This is a genomic window from Vibrio renipiscarius (genome assembly GCF_000827885.1).
Lineage (GTDB): Bacteria > Pseudomonadota > Gammaproteobacteria > Enterobacterales > Vibrionaceae > Vibrio > Vibrio renipiscarius.
In genome coordinates this window covers 942790-969069 of sequence record NZ_JTKH01000024.1, presented here as the reverse complement: position 1 = coordinate 969069, position 26280 = coordinate 942790, and the positions used below count along the sequence as shown (strand labels likewise).

At 46.4% G+C, this 26280-nt stretch carries 19 protein-coding genes; 7 read left to right on the top strand and 12 right to left on the bottom strand.

What is annotated here, in order from left to right; translation table 11 throughout:
* Positions 1 to 269: 269 nt before the first annotated feature.
* On the top strand, positions 270 to 2321 hold the full coding sequence (locus tag OJ16_RS17940) for an acetoacetate--CoA ligase (RefSeq protein WP_236688447.1): 2052 nt from the start codon (positions 270 to 272) through the stop codon (positions 2319 to 2321).
* Between the two features lie 17 nt (positions 2322 to 2338).
* Here OJ16_RS17940 and OJ16_RS17935 read toward each other — a convergent pair whose 3' ends face one another.
* Positions 2339 to 2920 (bottom strand): class I SAM-dependent DNA methyltransferase, encoded by a 582-nt coding sequence (locus tag OJ16_RS17935; protein ID WP_040992629.1) that lies wholly within the window; start codon positions 2918 to 2920, stop codon positions 2339 to 2341.
* 137 nt (positions 2921 to 3057) lie between these two features.
* Between OJ16_RS17935 and OJ16_RS17930 the strand changes: the two genes are divergently transcribed.
* From OJ16_RS17930 to OJ16_RS17915, 4 genes are all read left to right on the top strand, one after another.
* Positions 3058 to 3936, top strand: coding sequence for a LysR family transcriptional regulator (locus OJ16_RS17930; RefSeq protein ID WP_040992628.1), 879 nt, complete (start codon positions 3058 to 3060; stop codon positions 3934 to 3936).
* Positions 3937 to 4182: 246 nt separating this feature from the next.
* A complete protein-coding gene (locus OJ16_RS17925) occupies positions 4183 to 5076 on the top strand; it encodes a cation diffusion facilitator family transporter (RefSeq protein ID WP_040992626.1) in 894 nt (297 codons plus the stop codon).
* A gap of 217 nt (positions 5077 to 5293) precedes the next feature.
* On the top strand, positions 5294 to 6922 hold the full coding sequence (locus OJ16_RS17920; protein WP_040992624.1) for a response regulator: 1629 nt from the start codon (positions 5294 to 5296) through the stop codon (positions 6920 to 6922).
* 47 nt (positions 6923 to 6969) lie between these two features.
* Complete coding sequence (locus OJ16_RS17915) at positions 6970 to 7167, top strand: hypothetical protein (RefSeq protein WP_040992623.1); 198 nt, start codon at positions 6970 to 6972, stop codon at positions 7165 to 7167.
* 330 nt (positions 7168 to 7497) lie between these two features.
* On the opposite strand, the gene OJ16_RS17910 is transcribed toward OJ16_RS17915, so the two are convergent.
* The 11 genes from OJ16_RS17910 to OJ16_RS17860 form a co-directional block, all read right to left on the bottom strand.
* Positions 7498 to 8808, bottom strand: a complete 1311-nt coding sequence (locus OJ16_RS17910; RefSeq protein ID WP_040992622.1) for a glycosyltransferase family protein — start codon at positions 8806 to 8808, stop codon at positions 7498 to 7500.
* 160 nt (positions 8809 to 8968) lie between these two features.
* Positions 8969 to 9709, bottom strand: a complete 741-nt coding sequence (locus OJ16_RS17905; protein WP_236688448.1) for a family 16 glycosylhydrolase — start codon at positions 9707 to 9709, stop codon at positions 8969 to 8971.
* A 124-nt stretch (positions 9710 to 9833) separates the two neighbouring features.
* Positions 9834 to 10826 carry a hypothetical protein gene (locus OJ16_RS17900; RefSeq protein WP_040992621.1) on the bottom strand — a complete coding sequence of 331 codons (993 nt, stop codon included), beginning with the start codon at positions 10824 to 10826 and terminating at the stop codon, positions 9834 to 9836.
* Positions 10823 to 12205: a DUF3131 domain-containing protein gene (locus OJ16_RS17895; RefSeq protein ID WP_040992620.1), complete on the bottom strand. Its 1383-nt coding sequence runs from the start codon at positions 12203 to 12205 to the stop codon at positions 10823 to 10825. Before OJ16_RS17895 ends, OJ16_RS17900 begins: the two co-directional genes overlap by 4 nt.
* A gap of 11 nt (positions 12206 to 12216) precedes the next feature.
* Positions 12217 to 13617, bottom strand: a complete 1401-nt coding sequence (locus OJ16_RS17890) for a DUF3131 domain-containing protein (RefSeq protein ID WP_040992619.1) — start codon at positions 13615 to 13617, stop codon at positions 12217 to 12219.
* A gap of 23 nt (positions 13618 to 13640) precedes the next feature.
* Positions 13641 to 14960, bottom strand: a complete 1320-nt coding sequence (locus OJ16_RS17885; RefSeq protein WP_040992618.1) for a DUF3131 domain-containing protein — start codon at positions 14958 to 14960, stop codon at positions 13641 to 13643.
* Positions 14950 to 16809 (bottom strand): glycosyltransferase family 2 protein, encoded by a 1860-nt coding sequence (locus tag OJ16_RS17880; protein WP_040992617.1) that lies wholly within the window; start codon positions 16807 to 16809, stop codon positions 14950 to 14952. The genes OJ16_RS17885 and OJ16_RS17880 overlap by 11 nt, the downstream gene beginning before the upstream one ends.
* Before the next feature lie 47 nt (positions 16810 to 16856).
* The gene (locus OJ16_RS17875; RefSeq protein WP_040992616.1) at positions 16857 to 17336 is read right to left on the bottom strand and encodes an ATP-binding protein; all 480 of its coding nucleotides are present in this window, start codon (positions 17334 to 17336) and stop codon (positions 16857 to 16859) included.
* A 19-nt stretch (positions 17337 to 17355) separates the two neighbouring features.
* Positions 17356 to 18477: a sugar phosphate nucleotidyltransferase gene (locus tag OJ16_RS17870; protein ID WP_040992615.1), complete on the bottom strand. Its 1122-nt coding sequence runs from the start codon at positions 18475 to 18477 to the stop codon at positions 17356 to 17358.
* A 10-nt stretch (positions 18478 to 18487) separates the two neighbouring features.
* The gene (locus tag OJ16_RS17865; RefSeq protein WP_040992766.1) at positions 18488 to 18820 is read right to left on the bottom strand and encodes an STAS domain-containing protein; all 333 of its coding nucleotides are present in this window, start codon (positions 18818 to 18820) and stop codon (positions 18488 to 18490) included.
* The gene (locus tag OJ16_RS17860; protein ID WP_040992614.1) at positions 18772 to 20025 is read right to left on the bottom strand and encodes a PP2C family protein-serine/threonine phosphatase; all 1254 of its coding nucleotides are present in this window, start codon (positions 20023 to 20025) and stop codon (positions 18772 to 18774) included. The genes OJ16_RS17865 and OJ16_RS17860 overlap by 49 nt, the downstream gene beginning before the upstream one ends.
* A 302-nt stretch (positions 20026 to 20327) precedes the next feature.
* On the opposite strand from OJ16_RS17860, the gene OJ16_RS17855 reads away from it, so the two are divergent.
* Positions 20328 to 21230, top strand: a complete 903-nt coding sequence (locus OJ16_RS17855) for a hypothetical protein (protein WP_236688454.1) — start codon at positions 20328 to 20330, stop codon at positions 21228 to 21230.
* Positions 21231 to 21368: 138 nt separating this feature from the next.
* On the top strand, positions 21369 to 26228 hold the full coding sequence (locus OJ16_RS17850; RefSeq protein WP_040992613.1) for a beta strand repeat-containing protein: 4860 nt from the start codon (positions 21369 to 21371) through the stop codon (positions 26226 to 26228).
* The last annotated feature ends 52 nt before the right edge of the window (positions 26229 to 26280 follow it).

Genomic DNA, 26280 nt, shown 5'->3' with positions numbered 1-26280 from the left:
TATCAGGAACATTGAGCGCTATCGCTCCCACCGTGAAACCGCCTTTAGCGCTTGTTGCTCGCCCCCTAGAAATGGCGTTTAAACGCCCTAACGGCCCAATAAGAAACGGACGCTACCTCCTATAATCTTATTCAAGGGCGGTTGCTTAACCAAAAAATCAGGTCATTAAAAGCAGAAAAGCCTGTAACATAAATTTTACACGCGAGCCTTTCCCACGTTATTTCAGCGACATGGGGTTTGATTTTTTGTCATTTCGTTTTGATACTAAAATGAAGAGCGTATTGAATGAGCAGATACAAATGCCTGATCCTGAATCACACATTTGCTGGCAACCAAGCAATGCAAGGGTGCAAACATCGCGGTTAACCCACTATATAAAAAGCGTATTTCCTCAAGCATCGACGCCAATGAGCTATCGCGACCTTCACAACTGGTCGGTACAACACAACGAACTATTCTGGCAGAGTGTTTGGCAGTTTTGCCAAGTGGTTGGTCAGCAAGGGCGACACACAAAACAGCAACAACCCGCAAAATGGCAAAGTACGGTAAAGCACCGAGACACCCTGTGGTTTGATGATTCAACACTGAATTACGCCGAGAACTTATTGACGGGTAATAAGCGCTGTCACGCCCATCAAGATGGCGATAAGCCACTCGCGATCATCTATGAACGGGAAGATGGCCAACGCCAGCAACTCACATGGACGGCGCTAACTCAACAGGTTTCCGTCATTCAACAATGGCTCCAACAGCAAGGTGTCACTAAGGGGGATGTGGTCGCCGCTTATGTGCCTTATGGGCCGCAATCGGTCATCGCGATGCTCGCCACAACAAGCCTAGGGGCTACTTGGACCTCGACGTCTCCTGATTTTGGTGTCGAAAGCGTTGTCGAACGTTTTGGGCAAGTCGCCCCCAAGGTGCTGTTTTGTGCCGAAAACGCCCACTTTGCCGGAAAAATAATGGCGCTGCATGACAAAAATATCGCCATCATTGCCGCACTGCCCACCTTGAGGGGCGCGTGTTGTATTAATGCTATAACACCGACCAACGTAATCACGCCTCAACCGTTACCGTCAGAGCTATCCATCACGTTCACCGACTGGCAAACACTTCTCCACCAAGGTGAACCAGGCGATGTTCACTACACTGATGTCCCATTCAATCACCCGTTGTTCATTCTCTATTCTTCCGGCACAACGGGTAAGCCCAAGTGCATCATTCACAGTGTTGGGGGGACGTTATTAAATCATCTTAAAGAGCATCAGTTGCATTGCGATATTCAACCCGCAGATCGCGTATTTTATTACACTACGTGTGGCTGGATGATGTGGAATTGGCATGTTTCAGCGCTTGCAAGTGGTGCAACACTGGTGATTTACGATGGCAGCCCGGTCTATCCAAACGCAGAACGATTATGGCAATTGGCGGAACGAGAAAGGGTTTCCTTGTTTGGAACTTCGGCAAAATACCTCGAACACATTGAAAAAGCGAAAATAGCACCGCAACAAAAATACAAACTCGATGCCCTAAAAACACTTTGTTCAACGGGTTCCGTGCTTTATCCGGACCAGTTTGACTACATTTATCAACATATTAAGCGTGATCTGCATTTAGCCTCTATCTCGGGGGGAACCGATATCTGCGGGTGTTTTGTGTTAGGCAACCCTATTTCACCGGTCTATCGAGGAGAATGCCAAGCGCCAGGGTTAGGCTTAGACGTCGCCGCTTTCAATGTAAAAGGCCAAAACGTCATTGAACAAAGAGGCGAATTAGTCTGCTGTAACAGTTTTCCGAACCAGCCGATTGGTTTTTTAAATGATGATGGCCAACGCTACCACAACGCGTACTGGCAACGTTTTGACAATGCTTGGCATCATGGTGATGACATCATGATGACCCGACACGGGGGTGTATTGTTCTTTGGCCGAAGCGATGCCACATTAAATCCAGGAGGCGTACGTATTGGCACCAGTGAGATTTACGGACAAGTAAACCTATTAAATGAGGTGGTGGACTCTTTAGCAGTTGGGCATCAAGTCGAGGGCAATGAAATCATTATCTTGTTTGTGCAGCTTAAACCCACTCTGGAGCTAAACGACGCACTGATTGAGCGCATCAAATCAACATTGAAGCGCCAATGCTCTCCGCGACATGTACCATCGTATATTTTCGCGATCAGCGATGTGCCTAAAACCAAATCAGGAAAGCTGGTTGAGCTGGCGGTAAAGCGCTTGCTCAATGGGGAGGAAATAGAAAATCTGGGCGCGATAGCTAACCCAGATATTTTCGAAGAAATTGAACAGGTTTGGAACTCAAAATAGCGAGAGGTTTTGTTTCGCTATTTTGTCGCCACGACCATCAGCACTTTCAACGTGCCTTGCTCTGTCGTCACTTCAAATGGTACTGAGGTCGTCACTTCACTAAAGCCTACCCCCGTCAGTACGCGCTCAGCACGAGCTGGCGTCATTGCTTGAGGGTCACTCTCATCGCTTGCTAACCAATCCCATTGAACAAGCTTACCGCCTTTATCAAGTACGCTATAAATGATGTCTGACACATCCGCGTAGTTAGGGATCAACCCGCATACTGAAGAAGCAACCACTAAATCAAACTGGTTGCGAAATGCTGGGTGGATTGCCACTAAGCCTCGAGTAAGCATATCGACAACAGGTTCGACATTCATCAATGCTTTGTTATCAAGCTGCTCTATCATCGCTTCCGAGCTATCTAGTGCTACGATATCTTTCACCAATGTCGATAGCTTTTGGCTTAGCAGCCCTGTGCCGCAACCAAAATCTAAAACATGTGTGCCCGTTATATCGATGGTTTTAATTAGTGAAGAAAATGCTTCCTCAGCATACGCTATCGATGCTGTATTGCTGTCCCACGTGTTCGCACATTCATCCCAATTGATCGCCATTGTGGTCTCCTTAAAACTGCTTTCACCGCAAAGGTAAGTGTATTCCCTATTATATGCCACACCTTTTTAAGTGGAAACAGACATTTGGCGCAAATTAAATTACCATCATACTATTCTATTGTTTCACATTGATGCCCATGAACTTATCGCAAATCGACGCTTTTTGTATCATCGCCGATACTGGCTCTGTATCGGAAGCTGCGCGTCAGCTCGATTGTAACCGGACTAAATTGAGCATGGCGATTAAAGCACTAGAAAAAGAACTCGATACGCAGCTTTTTATTCGTTCGGGCAACCACCTTTCGCTCTCTGAAGCAGGAAAAGCGATTTATAAAGACTGCCGAAACTTATTAGTGACCGAGTCTCGTATTCGTCAAACGTGTGTACAAGCTTCTGGCGAATTTAACGCCGAAGTTTGGATCGCTCGCGATGACTCGTTGCCTGATGAACTTTGGCAAGATCTTGCGCACCGGCTCAACAAGCAATTCTCCGCCACGTCTTTCAATATGGCGCTCGCCTCCTCTGGCGACTTAGCCAATTTGGTTGTCACTGGCCAAGTGGATTTTGCATTCGGCGTTGATTACGAGCGCATCAATGACCCCAATACGACGTCACAACCTCTGGGTAAAATTCGTATGATGTCGGTCTGCAACGCAACGCATCCACTGAGTAAATTGCGCCGTGTTTCAGACAATGAATTGCGTAACAACATGCAAGCGGTCATGGTGTATCTGAATGAGAAAGACAATCCTGAATTGCAGCCTCTCTCCATCCAGCACATTGGTTTTTCAAGCTTTGATTATATTTTAAATTCTATTCTGACCGAAGGTGCGTGGGGCGTTCTACCCGAACCACTGATCCGTCATCATCTAAGAAACCAAGATCTTGCGGTAATCAAACACACTTATGGTCTCACACAAGAAGATTACTGCATGTTCTCGCTGGTCGGAATGAATGAGCATCCGGGGATGACTTGGCTTGCCGATAAACTGAATGAGTACTTATTTGACTTCTGATCTTTCCCGAACGGTCTTTGAATAGCCTCTTTTCATCACCAAGCATTACGAAACGGGCCGACTCATCAGTGATTCAGAATCACTCAGCGTCAAAATAAATGACAGCGAAATTTTGGTTTAACACACTGTTTTACAAGAAATTAACCATTTACCACACGAAAGCCGATGGCTTTCCAACCACAATCCGTTTGATAAAATGGGCAGAACTCACAAGAATAGACTTACATTCTTAGGAGTATTTTAACCATGTGTGCCCAATCAAGCTTAAACGAAAAGCGAATCTTAACCTTCTCAGCCCTTCTAGCATCAGGGTTTGCTGTTGGTGGGCTCGTGCTTGGCTTAATCATGGGGTCACTCGTTATCGTATTTGACGGTGTTTATTCACTGGTCAGTTTACTGCTAACATTATTGTCACTTGCTGCATCACGCTATATCAGTCGCCCATCACAAGGCCAATTTCAGTATGGTAAAGCGGTCATCGAGCCGATTGTTATTGCGATCAAAGGCTTCGTTATTCTCTTAATTGTCGGTTATTCACTGTACTCTGCGTTAACATCCGTATTGACCGGTGGACGCGAGGTTAACGCGTCGATTGCGGCTTTATTTGGCATCGTTAACGTTGTCGGCTGTGGTTATGGTTGGTGGTATATCGCCCAAAAATCAAAGCGCTTTTCATCTGGCTTAATTGGTGCAGAGACTAAGCAATGGCAAATGGATACCCTGCTGAGTGTGGCGGTGACGTTAGGCTTTGTTGTCGCTTTCTTACTCACATTGACACCGTATGCGCATTTAAGTGTTTATGCCGACCCAATGATGATGATTTTAATGTCGTTTTACTTTATTAAAGTGCCGTTTGACATGCTTAAGCAAGCAATGAAAGAGCTGTTATTAATGACACCAAGCGATGCCATTCACGATGCCGTAGACGCAGAAGTCATCAATGTTGACCGTCAATTTTCTCAACACATTGAACTGGCTGGTGTCACCAAAGTTGGCCAAGAGCTGTGGGTTAATATCGATGTTCATAGTGATAAGAAACACCTTGAATTGGCAGAAATTGACAAGGTAAAACGCTTACTAACTCGCAAGCTTTCTCCGTTGAAGCTGGATTTGCAGCTAACGATGAATATCGCTCACTAAACACCTCTCTCTTAATCAGTCCATTTCAATAAGAGCGCTTAGGCGCTCTTATTTGCGTTTGCTAACCAATACCAATACCAATACCAATATCAATGCCAATAAAACTAAGCAATAAGTCTGAAATTTGCGCACTCAAACACTGGCAAATATGAAACAAGTATACTAACCTTCAGCGTAGAGATGGATGTCAATGACGTGGTAGTGCTTGGAGGCGCTCTTGAGAAAGGCGAATACCTACTTTTTAAAAGACATACGGGTGCTGGTTGTCGATAATTCAAGCACTGCGCTGCAACTGATTAAACAGCAGCTGATCAGTCTTGGCGTTAAGTATGAAAAAATCGTCACCGTTGAACGCTATCAAAATGCCATCAAGGCGGTAGAGACTCATCAGTTTAACGTCATCATCATCGACTACCATCTTGACCAATACTTAACGGGTTACGAATTAGCAATGCTGCTCTACCGCAACCGTTTGATTAGCCAGACCACTGGTGTATTAATGATCTCCGGTGATGCGCGGCAAGAAACCGTATTAACCGCTTTGTCGGGAAAGGTCCGTCATTTCATTACCAAGCCGCTAAGCAACGATAAACTGGCAGCCAAACTGTTTACCATCCATAGCGAAACTCAAAAGCTACAGCAAATTGCGCAAGCGATTCAGGCTGGTCATCCTGTGTCTGCAGCGAGTTTATTTGAACTGATCAATCGCTCAGGATTTAGCGTCAGCTTAGAAGCCTTTTTGTTAGAACACTGGATGAGCCAAAACAACTGGGCGCTGGTAGATATGTATATCACCATGTCTTCGACCCAAGCTCACCCTGCTAAGATGTGTGCAGTGGCTCACTTACTTCATCGTGATAACAATACCTTGCAAGCGATTGAAGAGCTTCACCAATTTTTAACCGAAAATCCGCTCTCTATCCGCGTCATGGATACGCTTTCGCAACTCTATGCCGAGTCTGACCAACTCATTAATGCCGCCTACTGGGCGACAAAAGCGTTTGAACTCACCCCGAGTATCGGTGAACGAGCATCAAAGGCCAGTCAATTGAATGCATCGGCTAATAAACGCAATGCGCTATTAAAAATTGGCCACACCTACGCACAACATATGTCTCTGGTGGATGTTAATTGGCTAAAAAGCGTCATTCAGCACTTCCACTCTTTAGTGCATGTATTCCCATTAACGGAAAGCCTGTCAGCCAAAACTGAAATTCTTCAGCACGCCAATAAATTTGTTTATATCGCCAGCCGTAAATTAACGAAAAAACGTAAGAAACAGCTTGATGCTCTGCACCAGCTTTTCCAAAGTCATATTTTGATTGATCAAACCAATGACTCTCTTGCACACAGCAAATTAATGCAGTCGATAGCAAATTTTTATGACGAGTTGTTTGAATGTCCACTAATCTTACTGATGGAATATTTACCTGCGCTCGAATTATTTGGTGAACAGGAAATACGTAACACCTTAGTGCGCGTGCTTAACGCTCGCGGGGCAAATTTTCAGCAACTGGGTCGATGCAAACAAGCTACGCTACTGCATCGTGTTAACTCATCAAACCTTTGGGAGACGAATACCGACCTTGCGAAAAATGAGGTACTGCTTGAACACTACCCATATTCAAGTGAGGCAAAAATTCAATATTTGCATAACTATAATGAGAAAACGAACACTGGAAAGACCAAGCCGCGAAATAATAAAAAAATGAATCGCATCATCACTGAACTGATGACATTGGATCTTCCTCCAAACTGGAAAAACTGGGTAATTACTGGCAGAGAGAATAACTTTTCAGTCATCCCACCTTCCGCCTTTTCGCTATCTACTTTTAACAGAATATAACGCCCACAAGTGGTGACAACTATATGCCGTTCTGTCAGGAGGCTGCTATGAATAATAAAGAGCTAAAAAAAATGTACCAAACCGTCGATGAACTGTCCGTGAGTGAAAAGCAACAACTGGCGGCCTATTTACAGGCACCTAAATCGCATCATTCGGTTAAAGACATCGTGACACAAGAAGAGCTTGAGATGATCTATGCGGTCACGTTAGAAAGCAACATGACGAGAGACGAACTCGGGGACTAACATAACGGACCAAATCACGATCAATCGAACACAGTTAGACACTAGAAAGCGCCTGATGCCAGCATCAAGCGCTTTCTTTTTTTAATCACTTTATGCTTAAAATGTATCTACCGTGGTTCTCCTCATTGCGCGATATCAATCAAAACAGATCAATCAAAGCAAAACAATCAAAGCAGGCCAACCACAATAAGACCGAACAAGACAGAGGCAATCCAGATAAGCGCCCGTCGTTTGCGCGAGAAAAATCGCTTAGAACTGGGCACAGGCGGTTATTACTCTAACCGAATGGATAACGCTGCTTCACATAATGAAACAGCGCTATTGAATGGTTTAAGCTTGTTCTGGGCTGACCGATTTTGGATTCGCCTGTCGAGAGCGCAAAGATTTTGCACTCAGAATCCAGTTTCTCACCGATTGAGGCGACATCACTCTCGGATTACCTAAATCTTTGTCTGATGCGATAGCAAGCTCTGGAGGAACCGTATCGATGATCAATTCAAGATCCTTATGCGAACTAATTTCTCGCACAAACACATCGGCCATTTCCTCACTGTAGTCCGCTTTACGGGCTTTTACGGCTTTGACTAGCCCATCGAGCAGTACATACCACGTTGTCATCGGTCCTTGCGTTACCGATGCCGACTCGGCGGCCGAATCAATAAACGCAAAAGGCACTGTCGTAATTGGCTGATTCATTTCCATCGCTGCCAAGATCCAATCCGTATCAAATGAAAAATCATACACTGTTGGTTTTAGCAGTATCTTTTCAAGGACAGGGCGACTATAGAACTTGAAGGCCGCTTGCGTATCTTTGATACCCTGATCAAAGATTTGAGAGCCAATCATACGTTGCATGTGACGAAGCGTTTTAATACCCGCCCCCCAACGCTCTTCTTGTTTTACCAATATAGAGTCTGCGTGCTTACGGTTACCTAAAACAACTTGCTTGTTGTGGTTCATATAGGGGTCTAGAACCAGACCGAGTTGCCCTAAATGCACGGAGTTATCTGCATCGGTATAAAGTACACCGTCGACACCCGCGGAAAGCGCATACTCACAGCCTAAGATGATCGATCCCCCTTTACGTGAGTCCTCCACCGAATCCAGCGACTGCAACGGTCCAACTTTAGACGGCAGCGCTCTAGAAAGCTGCAGCACTTTTACTCGCTCGCTGATCGCTCGTGGCTGCTCGTGTGCGATACGCTTAGCGATATGTGCACTATCATGCGGGCATCCATCATCAACGGCATAAATCTGCCATTGGACTTGAGAATCTCTCGTGACCCAATCCAATTGACGAATTTTAATGCGCAGTGAATCTTCTCCATTTGGATTAGATTGGCTTTTAGGTAATAGGCGATGATGCTCTCCCCACATCGCAAAGACCACGCCTACGTTGACTGGTTTCGTGAATGCGAGCACTTTTTGACGTGAATCCACCAGCTTTAGAGCCAGTTGAAACTCGAGTGGTGCATCGTGTTGAGTGGAAAGTTCGAGAAGTTGCGAAAATTTTAAATCGGTTAAAGCAAGCAGATTATCGGCAAGATCCAGCAAATGGGTTTGATGTTGATTGTTCGTCAAATCAAAATCCGTGTTTGCTTGATTCAGCAAAGTAAGTGCGCGCGACAGCGATGTATCCATACTGTTACCCCAGGCTGACGTTATATTATCCATGTTGTACATAAAAGATAGTATGCAGGCAGTTGAATACAAGTTGTGTCGCTAATTTTCGATAAAACTCTTGCCGGATGTCCTTGCTTGATTGCATCTGGTTTGATGCGCGCGAATATCGAATGAACGGTTATTCACATTGCTGGTCAGATTGGAATGAGAAATTGCGATATCGCGCTTTAAGACGTGTTTTTTGCTCTTGATTGAACAAACCTGCCCAGTTGGCAATCTCAGGATCCGTCGCCCATACATTCGCCATAACACGCAGCGTCGAATGTTCAGCATTCGGCAGAGGGTCAAATTTGTTGTTTTTCACTTTCAGAACCGACTTGCCATCCACAAACCACTCTAAAAAGTCTTCCCCCCAATAGATGCCATAGCGATGGAAGGCTTTTGAGGCATCAAAGTCTAGAAATATCAACGTTTCATGCGAATTGGCGTAGGCGTCATCATCGGTCCAAAAATTCAGTTGGACCATATTGGTGTTTGAGCCCAAGAATTCGATATCAATCTCATTATGCTTTCCGCTGCCTCCTGGCGGCTTATCGTATGGGCCAGCAAATAAGAAAAATGACGTTACAACGCCTGGCTCGCGAATCGGTTTGATGTCCATTTCGTAGCATCCATACGCATAGTAGTTGGTGCTGCGAATTTCCCCCGAATAGAAAGTGCGATCTCCGTTTTCATTGCGTTTTCGATCTGACTTTAAAGCAATGCTCATACCTCTAGGACCAAAAGACACCGCTTTGCCTTCCCAGCGACTCAGAAACGGAAAACCATTCTGCCAGCCGTCAGCAATGCGCCATTGCGTACTGTCTAATTGTGTAAAGTCATCTTGAAAACTTTGGCTATTACCGATCATCGGGAGCATAACAAGACACATCATCATTAATGTAGTGAAATTGGGCATAAACATGCACTGCTATTTGTTTTACGGTCTAATAAGCGTAATCCAAAATGTGACCTTTGCGAGGCCATGTCTCATTTTTGATAAACTATTCTTCCTCAGCGGGTGCGAAACCACGACGTTGAACCGCCTCTACCGCTTGCCCACTCTCCGTTCCCGCAATTCCTCGTGATATCCATTTTTCTTCGCTTTTTGGTTCCACTTCCGCTTGCTTGGTTTGTGTTGAATGACCGGAATGCTCTTGTTCGATAAAGGCTGCTGGTTCTGACAACGGCGTCGCGACGACCTTCTCATTCGTGGTCGAACCATTGATTGTGCTCACCGCTTGCTTGCCTTCCTTCTTTTCTTCATTCGAGGCATTCACCGACGTATCGACGGTGAATGCTGAGCCACGGACGGGAATGCTTCCCACATCCGTGACATCAACCGCGCCAGGAGTGAAGCCTTGCTTATCTTTAAATGCCTCGTTCAGTTGTAACGATTTTTTAGGTACGTATTGCCTTAACTGCGCGCCATTTGAGCTGGAATTATCGCCCAACGTCGCCGATTTCTCTGCTTCTAACGCCAAGTCAGAAGACGGTGACCGGTAAGAAAAGTAACCAAGTTTGTCTTCCCAGACTTCGACCAATGTAAACAGTTGTAGCCACGAACTGTCTAATGATACCCCCGCATCCCCCGGCGAAATGCCCACCTGTAAGCGCGTACTCGATTGTTCAAATTCTTGATGAAGTGTCTTTTGCACTTGATCCCAACTGCTGCCCGACATTAAAAAATAACGCACGCTATTCGCCCAGTATTCATACGCAATCGCATCGCGGTTTTTCTCTGCCGCGATCGCGGCTAAGCCTTCCGATAAACCGGCAGCCTGCCACATGGCTTTCGCCCCTAATTTCCTCTCAAGCGTAAGCACCATAGTACTTTGCTGATGAAAACTGTCCGCCGCTTGCGCATAGCGCCCCTGCCCGAGTAAAAGCGTAGGAGTAACGAGTGCATCGATGGCCGATTTCTTCAAGACCTGCTGCGCTGCATAGAGAATCGAAGGGCTACAAAGTAACGCGACGAATAGGACCCATTTTTTCATCGAAATGTCTCCACTAAGCAGTGTCCTGGATGATCAAAGCGCGAATTAAATTTCACATCGCGATACGCTTTATCGGAGCTAGTTTGATAGAGCTTGCCGAGTTTTTTATACAAGAGCGCTTCTAAAACACCGGCATTGGTTTTCAGGCTCAAGCTTTTCTCGTAAGCACTCGTCATTTCAAATCTCCCCTCGTACCAACCTCGTTGAGGATCGTACAGTTCTTTCACCAGGATCATTAAGTCGTCGGTATAATCGGTTTTCCACAATGCCCACATTTGGAACGCGACTCGCGTCGATACTAGCGCCAAATGATCATGCGATGATCCGTCTTCTGCCAGCGTGATCCACGGTGTTCCAAGCCCATAAATGGCATCATAAACAAAATAAGGCTCACCGGAGACGACATGCTCTCCTCTCGCGGTATAGATCCGTTCATTATCCCAACGTTTTTCTTGTACAAGGTAAATGGCATCCGCCATCGCAGAGAGCGTTTGATTGGAATGACTCGCATCACTTGAGCTGTCATCCGCTATGTCATCCCAGTTATACTCTAAACCCATCCATAAATAAGGCGTGCTATAAACGGGTCTTAACACATTGAATAATCGAGGGTCTCGACCATCGAAAATCAAGTCTACACCGTAGATTGTGGCCACATCATAAGGCTCAATATTCATCGCTTTTTCTGGCACTATGTGCCAATCGATATAACCAAATGAAGTGTACTCTTCTACGCCTAGACGCCCTTCTTTGTAACGATGCACTTGTCCGTTATGCACTGACGAGCCATACAATTCACCATCAGAGCTGATCAGTTCACAGAAGTTCCAGCGAAGTACTGCCTTATCAATGTATTCGGTAAATTGTGGTGAGTGTGTTTTGACAATCGCCAACACGATCAGCAAACGGCCGACATCCAACGACGACCAACCAATATCTTGGGGCTGGTTGCCATAATTGACCATTTGCCCATGTTGAGTGCTGTAAACCTTGTTAGGAACCTCACCTTGGCTTAGCGGCATTTTATTCAGAAAGCTCAATACCAATGACAATCGCTCGTCATACTCTTTATTCTCAATAAAGCCGAACTCTTTGGCCGCAAGAAGCGCGACTAAATAATCGGCAATACCCGACATATTGGTTGTCGGGTAATTATCCAGGCTATTCACAAGCCCAGTAGAGAGCTGAGTATTGTTATTGACGTATTTCCACGCGATGGCCGCCCACGCCAACTCTTCTTCACTCAAATCACCATGACGACCTTGGCGTAACATTTGAGATTGACTGATGGCCGTAAAGCCATCCGTCGCTCCCTGATAGAGCACACCACACGCCGATAAGACGAGAATTAACGCTAATACAACGATATTCTTTAGCATCGATAGCCCCGCTATTTTACAGGCTCAATTTTTTTGCGTGGTAAACACTGCCCTTCGTAACCAAAAGGTGACTCAAGTGCTTTTTCCCATAAGCTTGGCGGCACATCATCCTTATATTTCAGTAGCTTGCCTTCTTTTTTGTACAACAAAATTTCAAGCGTGATACCGTTGTTGTTGGATGTAAACGTGTTAATGAGTCCGGTTCCGTTTTCAAAAATGCCTTCATAGAAACCTTTCTCTTTGTCGTAGGCCGTCGCGACATGATTAAACAGTAAATCGGTGTACTCGGTATCCCAAAGCACCCACATACCCATCGCCCCCTTTACGGCTACGGCTGAGTATTGTGGAAGATAATCACCCACCTCAGAAATCGTATTCCAAGCAAAGCCATCGGTATAGATAGTGTCATAAACGAAGTAAGGCGCACCCGCTAACTGGTGCTCAGTTCGAGCCGTGATGATCCCCGTTTGCTTATAACGCTCCTCTTGAACTCGATAAATTTGCAAAGCAAATTCCGCCATCCATTCATGTGAATAGCGATTATCATGAGCAGAGCGATCATCCACGGTATCCCACCCTAGTTCGATACCGTCCAGTACGTAGCTTTCAGTTACCACGTAACTGTGAGCTTTTAGCTTTCTTGGGTCACGCGTATCATAAGGCACATCATAACCAAAGAGGTTGATGGTCGAGTAAGGCTCTGGCAAGAGAGCTTGACTCACATCGAACCCCCATAATTCAAAGCCTTTAGCCGCATATTCCTCGTAGCCTAGACGACCTTCCTGCAAGTACTGAACTTCTTTACCTGGCTCCAATAACGCACCAAACATGGTACCATTTTCATCAATAATGTTACAAAAATTCCAACGTAACACGACAGAATCAATACTGGTGGCAAATTCAGGATAGCGGTGCTTAAGGATATGCAGCCATATCATCAGACGACCCAAATCGAGTGCTGAATAGCCAATTTCACCGGGTTGGTTTCCGTAATCCACCTTAGCGGAGGTTTGCGTGTTGTAAGCTTTATTCGGTAGCTCACCACGGAAAAGATCCAACTTATTCAATGTCGCTAAAAAACGCGTTAAGCGAGAATCAAGCTCGGCTTTTTCAATAATACCCAGCTCATACGCACTGACCATACCCGCAAGATACGACGATGCATCCCACCACGTCACCGAGGGATAGTTGTTTACCGCATTCACTAAGCCGGTCTGTTCTTGGTAATTATTTTCAAAATAACGCCATGCAATTCGAGCCATTTCCATTTCTTGTTCCGTCAGCTCGCCTGAACGAGGTTTAGGAATGTTCCAATGGGACTTTCGGTCAATAATATCATCTGAAAATTGGTTGTATTTATTGCCACAACCAAACAGCGCTATCGTAATTAAGCCAACACAAATACTACGCATATCAACTTCCTATGTTTTTCTAATTATTTTTCGCCAATCGTTAGCAATGGTCCATTTTCTATATAAGCCAACGACTCCAATACGATCCCATTTGTATTGGCAGTAATGGCTTTGTTGGTTCGGCCATCAATCTCATAACGCCCTGAATACCACCCCTTCTTATTGGTATACAGTTGCCCTGCTTCTTTGATTAATTGATCGGTATAATCCGATTCATAAAGTGCATACCAACCAAACGCGGCTTTCGTTGATAGTGTTTTTAAATGCGACTGGTCTTTACCGTCGTCAGAGATGGCATTCCAAACTTTGCCGTCAGAAAAGACCGTGTTGTAGACAAAATAAGGTGCTTCATCAACGTTGTCTTCACTCACCGCCGTCAAAATTCCAGTCTCTTGAAAACGGCGTTCCTGAGCCTGATACACACGATGCGCAAAGATTTTAGAGACACTGTCAGCACCAAATTCAATGCCATCTAGAATGTACGATTCACTCACCACATAGTTATGGGCATGGTACTCAGCTGGGTCACGCTTATCCGTCGGAATTTGAATGCCATAGACATCGACCATTTCAATAAAATCAATGTACTTCATCGCATTAAAGACATCTCGCCCCATCAAAGCGAGTGACTTAGACGCGTATTCTTCATAACCGATTCGGCCTTCTTGCACACGTTCCATTTCGCCGTCCTTCGCGCTTGGTCGTGCACCAAACATATAACCATCGGTCAGCATTTCACCGACATTCCAATAAGTCAGTACATCGTTCACTTGCTTGTTAAACTCAGGGTACTGCCAAATCAAAATGTTCATCGGTACGAGCACTCGACCAATATCAATCGCAGACCAACCAATGCCGTTAACCTTAGGGTTGTTTTCGTAATCCACCATTTCAAGTGTTTGAGTGTTGTAGGCTTTATTTGGAAGTTGGCCATCAACCAGAGGTAATCGCGCCAAAGTCGTCAGTACTTTGTCCATACGAATGTTGAAGGTTTCAGCGGAGATAACATTGAGTTTTTCTGCTGCGATTAACCCCATTAAATAAGAAGCGGTATCCCACATCGTGGTCGACGGGTACTCATCTACCGAGTTAACCAATCCGGTATTTTCTTGGTAGTTATTTTCGAAGTATTGCCACGCAATGCTAGCCCACTCGTATTCCTGCGAGGTAAGCACGCGACTCTGCTTAAGCGGTACAACTTCTTCCGTCTCAAAACGAAAGTTCCCTAAAACCTGATCCGTTTCTCGAGTCTCGATGCTAAACGCGATCAGAAGTGCCGTCGATAGCCCCAGAATAAAGACAATGTGATGACGAGCATTCACTAATGCAGATTTAAACTCCATATTTCAATCCCTCTTGATCGCTGACTTCCTGTTGTTGCTCATCCACTGGAGGCGGGGCCCAAAATGCTGCTGCCATCACGCCCCACATTGCCATCATGTTATTAATAATCCAGAAGGTATTGAGCACCAAACCACCGAATGAATAGTTACCCCATAAGCCAAGGCTATGGCCTGTCCAAGCAAATGCCAGAGAGAAAAGACTCAACAGAAAGACCAACGTCTGCGGTAACACAAGTTTGAAAAAGTTACCGGCCTGTCGCTCTTTTGGCGTAGTCGGAAACGTAATTTTTTTGCCTCGGAGTACGGTCCAAAGTGCACGCAAATTGACCGGAAAGAACGATAAGAAGTTCGTCTTACCCTTATAACCGGCAACGCCCCATGTCCCAATCATCATGGCTAACTCAGCAGTCAGTACATAAGGAAGGAAATGCATGTAGAACGTCACGTCATAAGCACTGACGGGGGCAATTGAAGTCAGGAAGTAAATGATCGGACAAGCCAGGAATATGATGTTCCATATAGCCGATAAGTTTGACCAAAAACTCGCGCCATACATTAACTTCTGCTTCAGGTTGAGCCCTTTCCTGAAGACCGGATTATCGTTCATGAAAATATCAATCGAACCACCCGAATACTTAAAGCGTTGTACGGTCCAAGTTTGTAAGTCTTGTGGAGAAAGCATTTTGCTTTCTACTCTTGGGTGCATCACCGAACGCCACTGTCGTTCACTATCGGAATGCAGCACAATCGATGTATATAAGTCTTCTGAAACGTGGAATTTGTACGGTGTAAACTCCGTATCAAACAGAATTTCATTGCGTAGATTGTCAGAGACGTCTTGATCAACTTTGGTCTCTTTGGTTAAACGACGAATTTGACGTTCAACTTCATCTTGCTCATTGGTAATTTGTTCAGCGTAAGCACGAAGAGCCGCTTCCATCACGGCTTCTCGGCGGTGGATTGAACCTGCACCACAGCAAAAAGAGGCATTAACCCAATTCCGACGACGCTGAATCACGTCGTAAAACATCTGTGGGTCATTCACAAAGGGATCTTCGCCCAAGGTCACTGGACCATAGATTTTTTCAAATCCCGTCCCTAAGAATCGCGACCATTTACCCATTTTACGCTGCATAAAATCAGGTAAGCGCTCCCCTTCAGGAATATCAAAGAACCACTGCGGCGTTTGAACCCAAGCCACATTTGGATCACGAAAATACCCCAATGTGTTCTCTAACATCGTTGGGAAAGGTCGGGTGTCGGCATCACATATCACCACGAAGTCCCCGTAGGTTTGCTCCATGGCATTTCGTAAGTTACCCGCTTTGAACCCAATATTGCCTTCACGAGTGATGTAACCAACTCCCATATCATCGGCGAGAGCTTTCATCTCAGGACGGTTTCCATCATCGAGAATATAGATGTTGATTTCGATAGCATGTGGGTAGCGAATTTTTTTCGCATCCAGAATCGATAACTTAACCAATTCTGGCTCTTCATCATAACTCGGGAAAAACACATCCACATTTATGGGACGATTTTCTTCTGTGTCTTTAACACATTCCGCGATCTTAAATGGGGGGGCTTTACGCGGCTCATCCTTCACTTTCCAAAGATTAAAAGTAAAGAGTATCGATCCGATAAACGCGCAAGATTCAGCGAACGCAAGCGGAAGTGAAAACCACAACGCATCGTAATTAAGCGCGAAGCTCCAACGCCACCATAAATACCATAGGCCAAGCGTCAAGTTACAAGTTGCCAAATACTGATACAGTAATTCGCGAGGTATACTATGAGGAACGGGCTCCGGCGGAACACGATGCTCAAAGTGCTTAAAATAGTGGTCCATCCTAGCGCTCCGTTATTTTAATTTTTTAGTCACACAACAGCATTGTTCTAAGCATTCAAAAATTGCTCTTCGATCGCTTTGACCATTAAGAATGTATTTTTCGTGTTTTCACTGCTTAGTGAGACGGAATCCATCAAACTCGAAACGATAATAAAACCACGGCCTGACGTGAGCCATGTACTATCGTCTTCAGGATCCGGTTCGATAAATTGCTTATCGAGTTTCTTCTTTAATTCCTGCTGAGACATCACGCTACCGTAATCAGAAACACTGAGTTTCAAGGTGGAATAACGCGCATCCCCCTCTATCTCCAGTTGCAACGCGATCGGCAAGCCTTCTTTTTCTTGGTAGGCGTGAATAAAAGCATTATTGACCATTTCCACGACACACAGTTCAAGTTGCGCAGCAAACTCGTTCGCTATCCCAGCCGATGTACAAAAATTTTGTAGATCTTCTGAGGCCAACCTCGAGGCTTCGAGTGAACTTAGATAGGTATGATTAAAATGCCGACACTGGTTATGACTCATCCTTGTCTCCTAGTGAGGATTAAATCGATTTGAATGCGTCCGACACCCTATCTCGCGGGCTAGAACGCAAGTGATTCCAATTAATGTCTTCACTCGTCTTCCCATCGTGGCCAATGCAATAATGGCCAAAGATCGTCTGCTGATTCACTGATGCATTTTGATGAAGATGAATGTTGTCAAAGATCAGCGATTCTTGAACGCGACTGCCTTTATCGACAATGCAATTGGCGCCAATGAGCACGGGTCCAATAATGTGGGCTTCGGGATCAATTTTACAGCCACTGCCTATGACCGCTGGCGGCTCGATATGACAATTTTCCAAATCGACAACGGTATTAATGCCAAGCCATATACCTGCTTTAACTTGAGTTCCAGGAATACGATAGCCCGGTACTTTGCCGTCTAAAATGTCGCGAGTGACTCCCCAGATGTCGGTAATGTTACCCACATCCAACCATTGAAATGGCAAGTTAACCGCGTAGAAAGGGACGTGTGATTCCACCAATAATGGGAACAACTCGCTGCCAATATCAAATTCCGTTTCGCTCGGGATAAAATCGAAAATCGCCGGCTCAAAAATGTAAATGCCCGTATTAATTTGATTAGAAAGCGCTTCTTCTTTGCTTGGTTTTTCTTGAAAGCTTGTCACTTGGCCGCGATCGTCCGTGACCACCACGCCATACTTCTCAACTTCATCATCAAAGACATGCTTGGTGATAATGGTCGCCATGCCACCATGTTTTTTGTGTTTTCGTACCGCTTCAGAAAGATCAAGATCGACCCATGCATCACCACATACCACGACAAACGTTTCATCAAAAAAACCCGAAAACTCTTGGATTTTTTTCATGCCACCAGCAGAGCCCACCGCTTTACTAATGAATTCGCCTTCTTTGAGTTCGCCCTCATAAGAGTAAGAAAGCTGAACACCAAAGTGATGCCCATCACCAAAGTAGCCTTCAATCACTTCAGCAAGATGGCTGGTATTAATCATGATTTTACTGATGTTATGCTGGGCGAAGAGTTCTATCATTGACTCCATCACCGGCTTACCTAAAATCGGAATCATTGGTTTGGGTATGGTTTGGGTAATAGGACGCACACGCGTACCTTTACCTGCTGCAAGAATCATCCCTTTCATTGCCTTTCTCCTAAACAGCGGTAGCCAAAGCGGCATCAACACTATCGTATGTTTTAATTAGGCGATCCATTCGTGTTAACTTAAACAGATCTCTGACGGGTTTTTGAGGGTTTGCGACACTGATTTTTTTATCACGAAGCAACTTATACACGCCCATGACCGCCCCCAAACCACTGCTATCCATAAATTTCACATCACCAATATCTAACACCAAATGCGTCGAAAGATCCCCCATCAGCGCTTCAATCTGCGCTCGAAACTCTGGGGCCAGTTTTGCGTCAAAACGTTCTTCATTTATTTGAAGAACTGTGCTGTTTCCTTTTTCACTAATCTCATATCGCATTGATCTTCTCCTTCAATAAATCCTTTCCATTCAGTGACGAGTACACTGACATCATCATCAAAACAATCCTTGTTACGCCATTGCTGAACAGATTTAACCACCATCGCGGTTTGTTGTTGGGTTGGGTATTGGTTAAGGGATTCAATCGCATCTCTTAAACCAATTTCTGAAAACTGCTCGGAACCATTATCTGCTTCAGTAATACCGTCGGAATAAAACCAAACTTTATCGCCCGCCTCTAGCTGGATAATGGACGATTGGTAGTCAACATCATCAAACGCCCCGACGACAAAATTATCGTGGCCAATCAATTCGGCCTGGCCATTGCTGCCGTGGTACCAAACTAAAGGGGGGTGGCCAGCACAACAATATGACATCAAGCCTGTTTTCGTATTTAAAACGGCATAAATCATGGTGAAGTAAAGAACGTTTGTTTCACCACTCATATAAATTTGATTGAGTTTTTCTATCACTTCTTCTGGCGGCGTGATTTCGAGTCCATTTTGTCCCTGCCGCATCACGACCGATGCGTTTCCGCTCACGACCGATAAACTTTGCTGCACCGAAAACGACATAAGAGCAGAAGAGACACCGTGCCCTGCAACATCGAAAAGATAAAAAGCAATATGATTGGGATCGAGTTGCATGTAGCCAAGCATGTCGCCCCCAATTTGGGCGCTTGGAATCGAAACATAGCTGAGTTCAGCGCAAGGGAACGTCTTTGCTTTTGGAAGTATTTGTTTGATCAAATCACCCGCAGAATCCAAATCACGCTTGATGGTTTCGTAGGCTTGATCAAGTTCGTGATTTTTTGCCAACAGATCATTGTGTAGAGCCAAAGAACGGAAACCAGCCCGAATACGCGCTTCAAGTTCTTCTACCGATGTTTTCTTATCGACGAAGTCATCAGCGCCCGCATCAATGCCATTGATAATGGATTCTTGATCATTTTTGGAGGACAGCAGTACAAAGAAGATATAGCGCCCATAGTTGTGGCACTTCAGTGTCTGACACAAGTCGATTCCACTCATTCCGGGCATCATCCAATCAGAGAGCACAAATTGGATGCTATTTTGGGAGCCAAGCACGTCAAGAGCCTCCTCACCGCTTGCCGCCGTGAAGACTCTATATCCCCGTTTTTTAAGCACCGAACTCATATAGATAAGAATGGTTCGGCTGTCATCAACCAGCAGAATTTCCTTCATCCCTAGCCTTATCATTTATTATGTTTGACGTTGGTACGATTAACTTTCGTATCGTTTCAGCATTGCGATGGTTTTTATTTTGTAGACATATTCGCAAGCTCTATAACTTTAGGTTAGACTCGATTAGTTGCAATGCAAATAATTTAGTATATTTATCTTAAACTTATCGACCCCATCTCCTAATTTAAATGGAAGCCGGCAAATTGAATAAAAGGACTTTTTATACGCTGCTGTTCTTGCCTGTCGCTAATCTAGGGGCGAGTGCGGTTTTTGCAGATGAATATCTCTCAAACACTAGCCCTATGGCAGTGAATCCTTCTAAACATGTCATCACAACCAGCACGCCCTCAGTGGCTGCGGATGATCGTGGGGCCTATACAGAGTTGGATGACATTTGGAATGGCGTGAGTAGCTCGTTCGACTTTCCTTATGAAGAATGGCAATCGCGTACTTTTTTGCAAGGATTAAGCGGTAATATTGGCTATCACCACCCTTTAGCGAAAACAGAGTCTGCCAACTTACCCGCCGGTGCCACGAGTGGTCCATCAAACAGCAATACCACCTCAACACTCTCGTTAAAATATACCATTGCGGGTGCGTGGTTTATTTCTGGGACGGCCTATTACTACTGGGATCAAGACCAACAGCAAGCGTGGAACCCCGATTTTACCTACGTCTTTGGTTACAGCGATTGGCGGCCATACACATTAAGTTTGGTCTACTCAAATTATGGCGGGAATCGATTCTCGCCCGATGGCAACAGCCGAGTGACCGAGTTTAATCAAGGTACTTGGGCCCTAGGTTGGAAGTTCCCCGTCACAGGCCCTATAAAAGACTGGATTAGCTTTACTGAACAAGGTGCGATCGGCTGCCAAGTCGATTTTAACCATACACCCGAGTATTTCGACTTAGCGTCCACGTCTTACCAAAAAAATCACCAAACGCTTAGCCTTGGCTGTAAATATTCCATTTTCGGCAACTGGTACGTGAACGGAACGGCCTTTTACTATTTTGACAAAGCGCAGCAACAGCCTTGGAACCCAGACTACACCTACGGTTTTGGTTATTTTGATTGGAGACCAGGGACGATTACTTTGCAATATAACAATTATTCTGGGAATCGGTGGAACGCATCCGATCGCGGAGAAGACACCGGTCGCTTCAAAGATGGAGCGATAACTCTCGCCTACAGCTTCTCATTTTAACGATTGTTTTTATTAACAAATTAAACTTTCGTGGCAATTCCCCCACCAACTACTAGTCTATTTCTATAAGCAAAATTATGAACCTGGTATCACACTTGCAATACCAAGGATTCACAGTCAATGGCTAGGAGAAGGCTTATGGAAGGCACTAAACACGACGACACGATCATTGGTACGTCAGAAGACGATGTGATTAACAGTCAATCGGGTAACGATGATATCTCGACGCTGTCTGGCGACGATTATGTCGCAGGGGGCGAAGGCAGCGACAAAATTTCTGCTGGAGAAGGCTCTGACACCATTCTCGGTGATGTTGAATACGCACTGACTCAGGATCAAGAACCACAAGATAATGATGACTCTTGGGGCACTGCCTACACCGTTTATCAATATGATTCTCAAAGTGGCGAACAAATAAGCCATGCGTTAAACCTCGATAACTTCGTGGTTGACCAATCGGTTCAAACCTCAACGACGGCCAGTGGTTTCACCGCCAACACTGAGGTGACCATCGAGATTACCGACGAACAAGGCAATCTCATTACCTCTCAACTTGCCTCCGTGGCAGATGACGGTTCCATCAGTATCGACATCGACATTCCCGTGCAATCACTCCCAAGTAACGGCAGTGTCGTACTGACGTTTATCGACGAACAAGGCGACACAGTTGCAACCGTTGATGACATGAACGTGCAAGTTCGTAACATTTACAATGATACGATCGATGGTGGTGCGGGCGATGACATTCTTAAAGGCCAGCAAGGTGACGACACCATCTTCGGCGGCGACGGCAATGACTTCCTCGACGGTGATATTAACGACGATACCCTGCATGGCGGCCAAGGCGACGATGTCCTGATTGGCGGCGCTGGTCACGATATTCTTCACGGTGACGAAGGCAACGATACATTGCTTGGCTCAGACGGTGAAGACACCCTCTTTGGTGGCCAAGGGGATGACCTCCTCATGGGTGAACTGGGCAATGACACGCTCGAAGGCGGCTTGGGCAACGACACCTTAATTGGTGACGATGGCGAAGACACTCTGATTGGTGGTGAAGGCCAAGACAAACTATTTGGCGGCAAAGATAACGACTATTTAGAAGGCAATGCGGGCGATGATGAAATTCATGGTGAGCATGGCGATGACACCATTCTCGCAGGCGAAGGGAACGACTTTGTTCTCGGAGGCGCAGGCAACGATACAATTTCAGGCGACGCGGGCGACGATTTATTACTTGCTGGCGATGGTGATGATACCGTCATCGGTGGCGCTGGGCACGATACCTTAGTTGGTGAACTCGGCGATGACCAACTCGATGGTGGTGAGGGTCACGATATCCTCTATGGTGACGCGGGCGATGATACGTTGACCGGTGGTTTAGGTAACGACCAACTGTTTGGCGGTGAAGGTAACGATACAATCGATGGTGGCGAAGGTGACGACATCATTCATGCCAATGAGGGGGCCGATATCATCACCACTGGTGACGGTGATGACCAAGTCTTTGCCGGTTCTGGTGATGATGTGATTAGCACGGGTACGGGAAGCGACACCATATTTGGTGAAACAGGCCACAATACCATCGACTCCGGTAGTGGCGATGACACCGTTTACACCGACATGGGGGATGATGTCATCCAAACCGGCACGGGCCACGACACTATTTATGCGGGTGACGGGGACAATACATTAACCACCGGAGAAGGTGACGATTTAATGTACGCTGGCCGTGGTGCGGATTCAATCAGCACCGGGACAGGTCATGACACCATTTACGCAGGTGATGGTGACAATACCATCGACGCTGGTGACGATCACGATACCGTTTATTCAGGTGATGGCGTCGATAGCGTGACGCTTGGTCAAGGGCACGATAAAGCCTTTACCGGTGCGGGTGACGACATCATTTACGCTGGAGAAGGCAACGACCAAATATTTGCTGGTTCAGGCAACGACACCCTTCAAGGTGAGCAAGGCAATAACCAACTGTTTGGCGAAGCGGGTAATGACACTATTTCTGCGGGCTTGAATGCGAGCGAACTCTATGGCGGCGCAGGACAAGATACCCTCATCGGCTCCCAAGAGAGCGACAAGCTCTATGGCGGCGCCGACGATGACACCATTACGGCTCATGCCGGTGACGACATCATCGAAGGTAACGACGGCGATGATACGATCACCGCAGGCCTTGGCCATGACACTGTATTCGGTGGCGAAGGCAAAGACTACGTTGAAGGCGGTGAAGGTAACGATACCCTAATCGGCGATGCGGGTGACGACACCCTACTCGGCGGCCAAGGTGACGACATTTTAGTCGGCGGTAAAGGCGATGACACCTTAGATGGTGGGACGGGTCGAAGCGAAATTTATGGTGAAGATGGTAACGATACTATCCTCGGCCATGATGAAGCCGACCTTCTTTCCGGAGGCGCTGGCGACGATACAATCCAATCAGGTCTAGGCGACGACACCATTTTCGCGGGCTCAGGCACAGACTCCATTGATTCCGGTGACGGTGACGATACGGTTTATGGTGAATCAGGTCAGAACACCATCCATACCGGATTAGGCAACGATACCGTTTATGGTGGTACTGATATCGATACCATTACCACCGGCGAAGGTATCGACCAAATTTTTGCGGGCGCAGGTAATGATGACATCGACGCAGGCGATGGTGATGACCATATCGATGCGGGCGATGGTGCTGATATCGTGAAAGGCGGTGCCGGTAACGATGCCCTCTTTGGCGGTGCGGGCGACGATGAATTAATCGGTGGTGCAGGCTACGACTTTATTGCCGGTGGCGCAGGTAACGATATCGTGCGAGACGATGGCCAAGACACCATCTTAGGTGAGCAAGGTAACGATACACTTTACGCCGCTGAAACCGGCAGCCACAACATTTTTGGTGGCGAAGGTGACGATACACTCGTCGGCAGCGACGCGGACGACACCTTGTATGGCGGGGCCGATGCCGACACGATTACGGGTGCGGACGGCAATGATAATTTATATGCCGGCGACGGTGCCGATGTCATCACCGCAGGCTTGGGCGATGATACGGTTTATGGCGAAGCAGGCAATAACACCATCAGCCTAGATGAAGGCCAAGACACTCTATTTGGCGGATCTGGTAATGATACGGCCACGGGCGGACTAGGCGATGACACTCTTTACGGCGCCGCGGGTAACGATCACCTCAGCGGTAACGAAGGACAAGATCTCATCGATGCCGGTGAAGGCAATGATACCGTTTTTGGTGGCGCAGACAATGACCTTCTATTTGGTGGTGCTGGCAACGATAACTTGCAAGGCGGCCAAGGGGACGATGAACTTTACTCTGGCGTTGGCAATGACACGTTATTCGGTGGTGACGGCCAAGATAAACTCATTGGTGAAGGTGGCACAAACACCTTATCCGGTGAGGATGGCGACGACATCTTGCTGGGTGGCAGTGGCGCAGATACCTTGATCGGTGGCCAAGGTGATGATTACATCGAAGATGACTCCAACGATAACGTCGCACAAGGTGGCGAAGGCCAAGATACGATCAAACTCAGCGGTGCCAATAATACCGTTTCAGGGGGTGATGGCGACGATATTATCGAATTATCAGGCGCAGGTTCAAACACCATCGATGGTGGTGAAGGAGCCGACAGCATCAAAGCCTCTGGGGACAACAATACCATTCTTGGTGGCCTCGGCAATGACCAAATTCAAGTGACCGGCGAAGGTCATAACCAAATTGACGGGGGTGACGGTAACGACACCATTACCGCTCAAGGAGGCTCAAATCGCATCGAAGGCGGCTTAGGTAATGATGCCATTACGGTCAGCGCTGGCGCGAATACTCTATACGGCGGAGAAGGCAACGACACACTCACCACCGGTTCAGGCGCTGACGAACTCTATGGCGACGAAGGCCAAGACAATCTTAATGCCGGCAGTGGTGCTGACAAGCTCTATGGTGGCGCAGATAACGATAAGCTTTACGGTGGTTCGGGTGATGATGTACTACAAGGTGATGAAGGCAATGATTCGCTCTGGGGACAAAATGACAACGATACCTTAACCGGTGGCCTAGGTAATGACTACGTTTCTGGTGGGTCAGGCAACGATACACTTTACGGTAATGAAGGTGACGATACACTTCGCGGCGATGGCGGCAGTGATACCCTTTGGGGAGGAACCGGCAACGATAACCTTTCTGGTGGTGGATCTGCAGATACGCTATTCGGTGAAGACGGTAACGATACGTTATCTGGTAATGGAGGAGACGACATGCTTTATGGTGCGAAAGGCGACGATAAGCTGAGCGGTGGCAGCGGAGAAGACTATGTGTCGGGCGGCGAAGGTAACGATACGCTAAGTGGTAACGATAACGCCGATACGCTCGATGGCGGCATCGGTAATGATACCCTTTCGGGCGATGCCGGTGACGATACTCTTTACGGCCAAACCGGTGACGACATCTTGAATGGCGGCGAAGGTATTGACCAACTCTTTGGCGGCGCAGGTAACGACCAATTAGTCTTCGACTCAAACGAGCTGACGAGCGGTGAACCGAACATGGTCCACTTTAGTGGCGGGGCTGACTTTGATGTACTCTTGGTCGGCGACGACAACCAAAGCCAAATGATCGACATGAGCCACAACACTTTCCAAGAGTTGGAAGGCGTGAATATCAACTCAAACGATACCGAACTGTCGCTGGCTCTGGATAAAATCGCGGCCAATAACACCTCCGGTGATACGGCGGGTCAATTTGTGTGTACAGGCGCAAGCAGTATTGAACTCTCTGGTTGGGGCTGGCAGTTAACCGAAAGCCACGTAGAAATGAGTGATTCGGTGCAAAGCATCTATCAAGCGAGCAACATTGATACGGGTTCTCTATATGGCTATCGCTTTGAAAATGACGCAGGCCAAGAAGTGGTTATTTGGAGTGACTTAGACGACAGCGACATTAACTTCCCGGGCACCTCGGACGTATAATCTCGTCACCTCACCGGAAGTGACATAAGCGTAAAGGCCCACAAATGTGGGC

Coding starts and splice junctions, on each gene's coding strand:
- OJ16_RS17930 (WP_040992628.1), top strand. CDS start 3,058: ATGAACTTATCGCAAATCGACGCTTTTTGTATCATCGCCGATACTGGC.
- OJ16_RS17885 (WP_040992618.1), bottom strand. CDS start 14,960: ATGGAGTTTAAATCTGCATTAGTGAATGCTCGTCATCACATTGTCTTT.
- OJ16_RS17880 (WP_040992617.1), bottom strand. CDS start 16,809: ATGGACCACTATTTTAAGCACTTTGAGCATCGTGTTCCGCCGGAGCCC.
- OJ16_RS17865 (WP_040992766.1), bottom strand. CDS start 18,820: ATGCGATATGAGATTAGTGAAAAAGGAAACAGCACAGTTCTTCAAATA.
- OJ16_RS17915 (WP_040992623.1), top strand. CDS start 6,970: ATGAATAATAAAGAGCTAAAAAAAATGTACCAAACCGTCGATGAACTG.
- OJ16_RS17895 (WP_040992620.1), bottom strand. CDS start 12,205: ATGCTAAAGAATATCGTTGTATTAGCGTTAATTCTCGTCTTATCGGCG.
- OJ16_RS17875 (WP_040992616.1), bottom strand. CDS start 17,336: ATGAGTCATAACCAGTGTCGGCATTTTAATCATACCTATCTAAGTTCA.
- OJ16_RS17860 (WP_040992614.1), bottom strand. CDS start 20,025: ATGAAGGAAATTCTGCTGGTTGATGACAGCCGAACCATTCTTATCTAT.
- OJ16_RS17870 (WP_040992615.1), bottom strand. CDS start 18,477: ATGAAAGGGATGATTCTTGCAGCAGGTAAAGGTACGCGTGTGCGTCCT.
- OJ16_RS17855 (WP_236688454.1), top strand. CDS start 20,328: ATGGCAGTGAATCCTTCTAAACATGTCATCACAACCAGCACGCCCTCA.
- OJ16_RS17850 (WP_040992613.1), top strand. CDS start 21,369: ATGGAAGGCACTAAACACGACGACACGATCATTGGTACGTCAGAAGAC.
- OJ16_RS17905 (WP_236688448.1), bottom strand. CDS start 9,709: ATGCTCCCGATGATCGGTAATAGCCAAAGTTTTCAAGATGACTTTACA.
- OJ16_RS17900 (WP_040992621.1), bottom strand. CDS start 10,826: ATGAAAAAATGGGTCCTATTCGTCGCGTTACTTTGTAGCCCTTCGATT.
- OJ16_RS17910 (WP_040992622.1), bottom strand. CDS start 8,808: ATGGATACATCGCTGTCGCGCGCACTTACTTTGCTGAATCAAGCAAAC.
- OJ16_RS17935 (WP_040992629.1), bottom strand. CDS start 2,920: ATGGCGATCAATTGGGATGAATGTGCGAACACGTGGGACAGCAATACA.
- OJ16_RS17890 (WP_040992619.1), bottom strand. CDS start 13,617: ATGCGTAGTATTTGTGTTGGCTTAATTACGATAGCGCTGTTTGGTTGT.
- OJ16_RS17940 (WP_236688447.1), top strand. CDS start 270: ATGAAGAGCGTATTGAATGAGCAGATACAAATGCCTGATCCTGAATCA.
- OJ16_RS17925 (WP_040992626.1), top strand. CDS start 4,183: ATGTGTGCCCAATCAAGCTTAAACGAAAAGCGAATCTTAACCTTCTCA.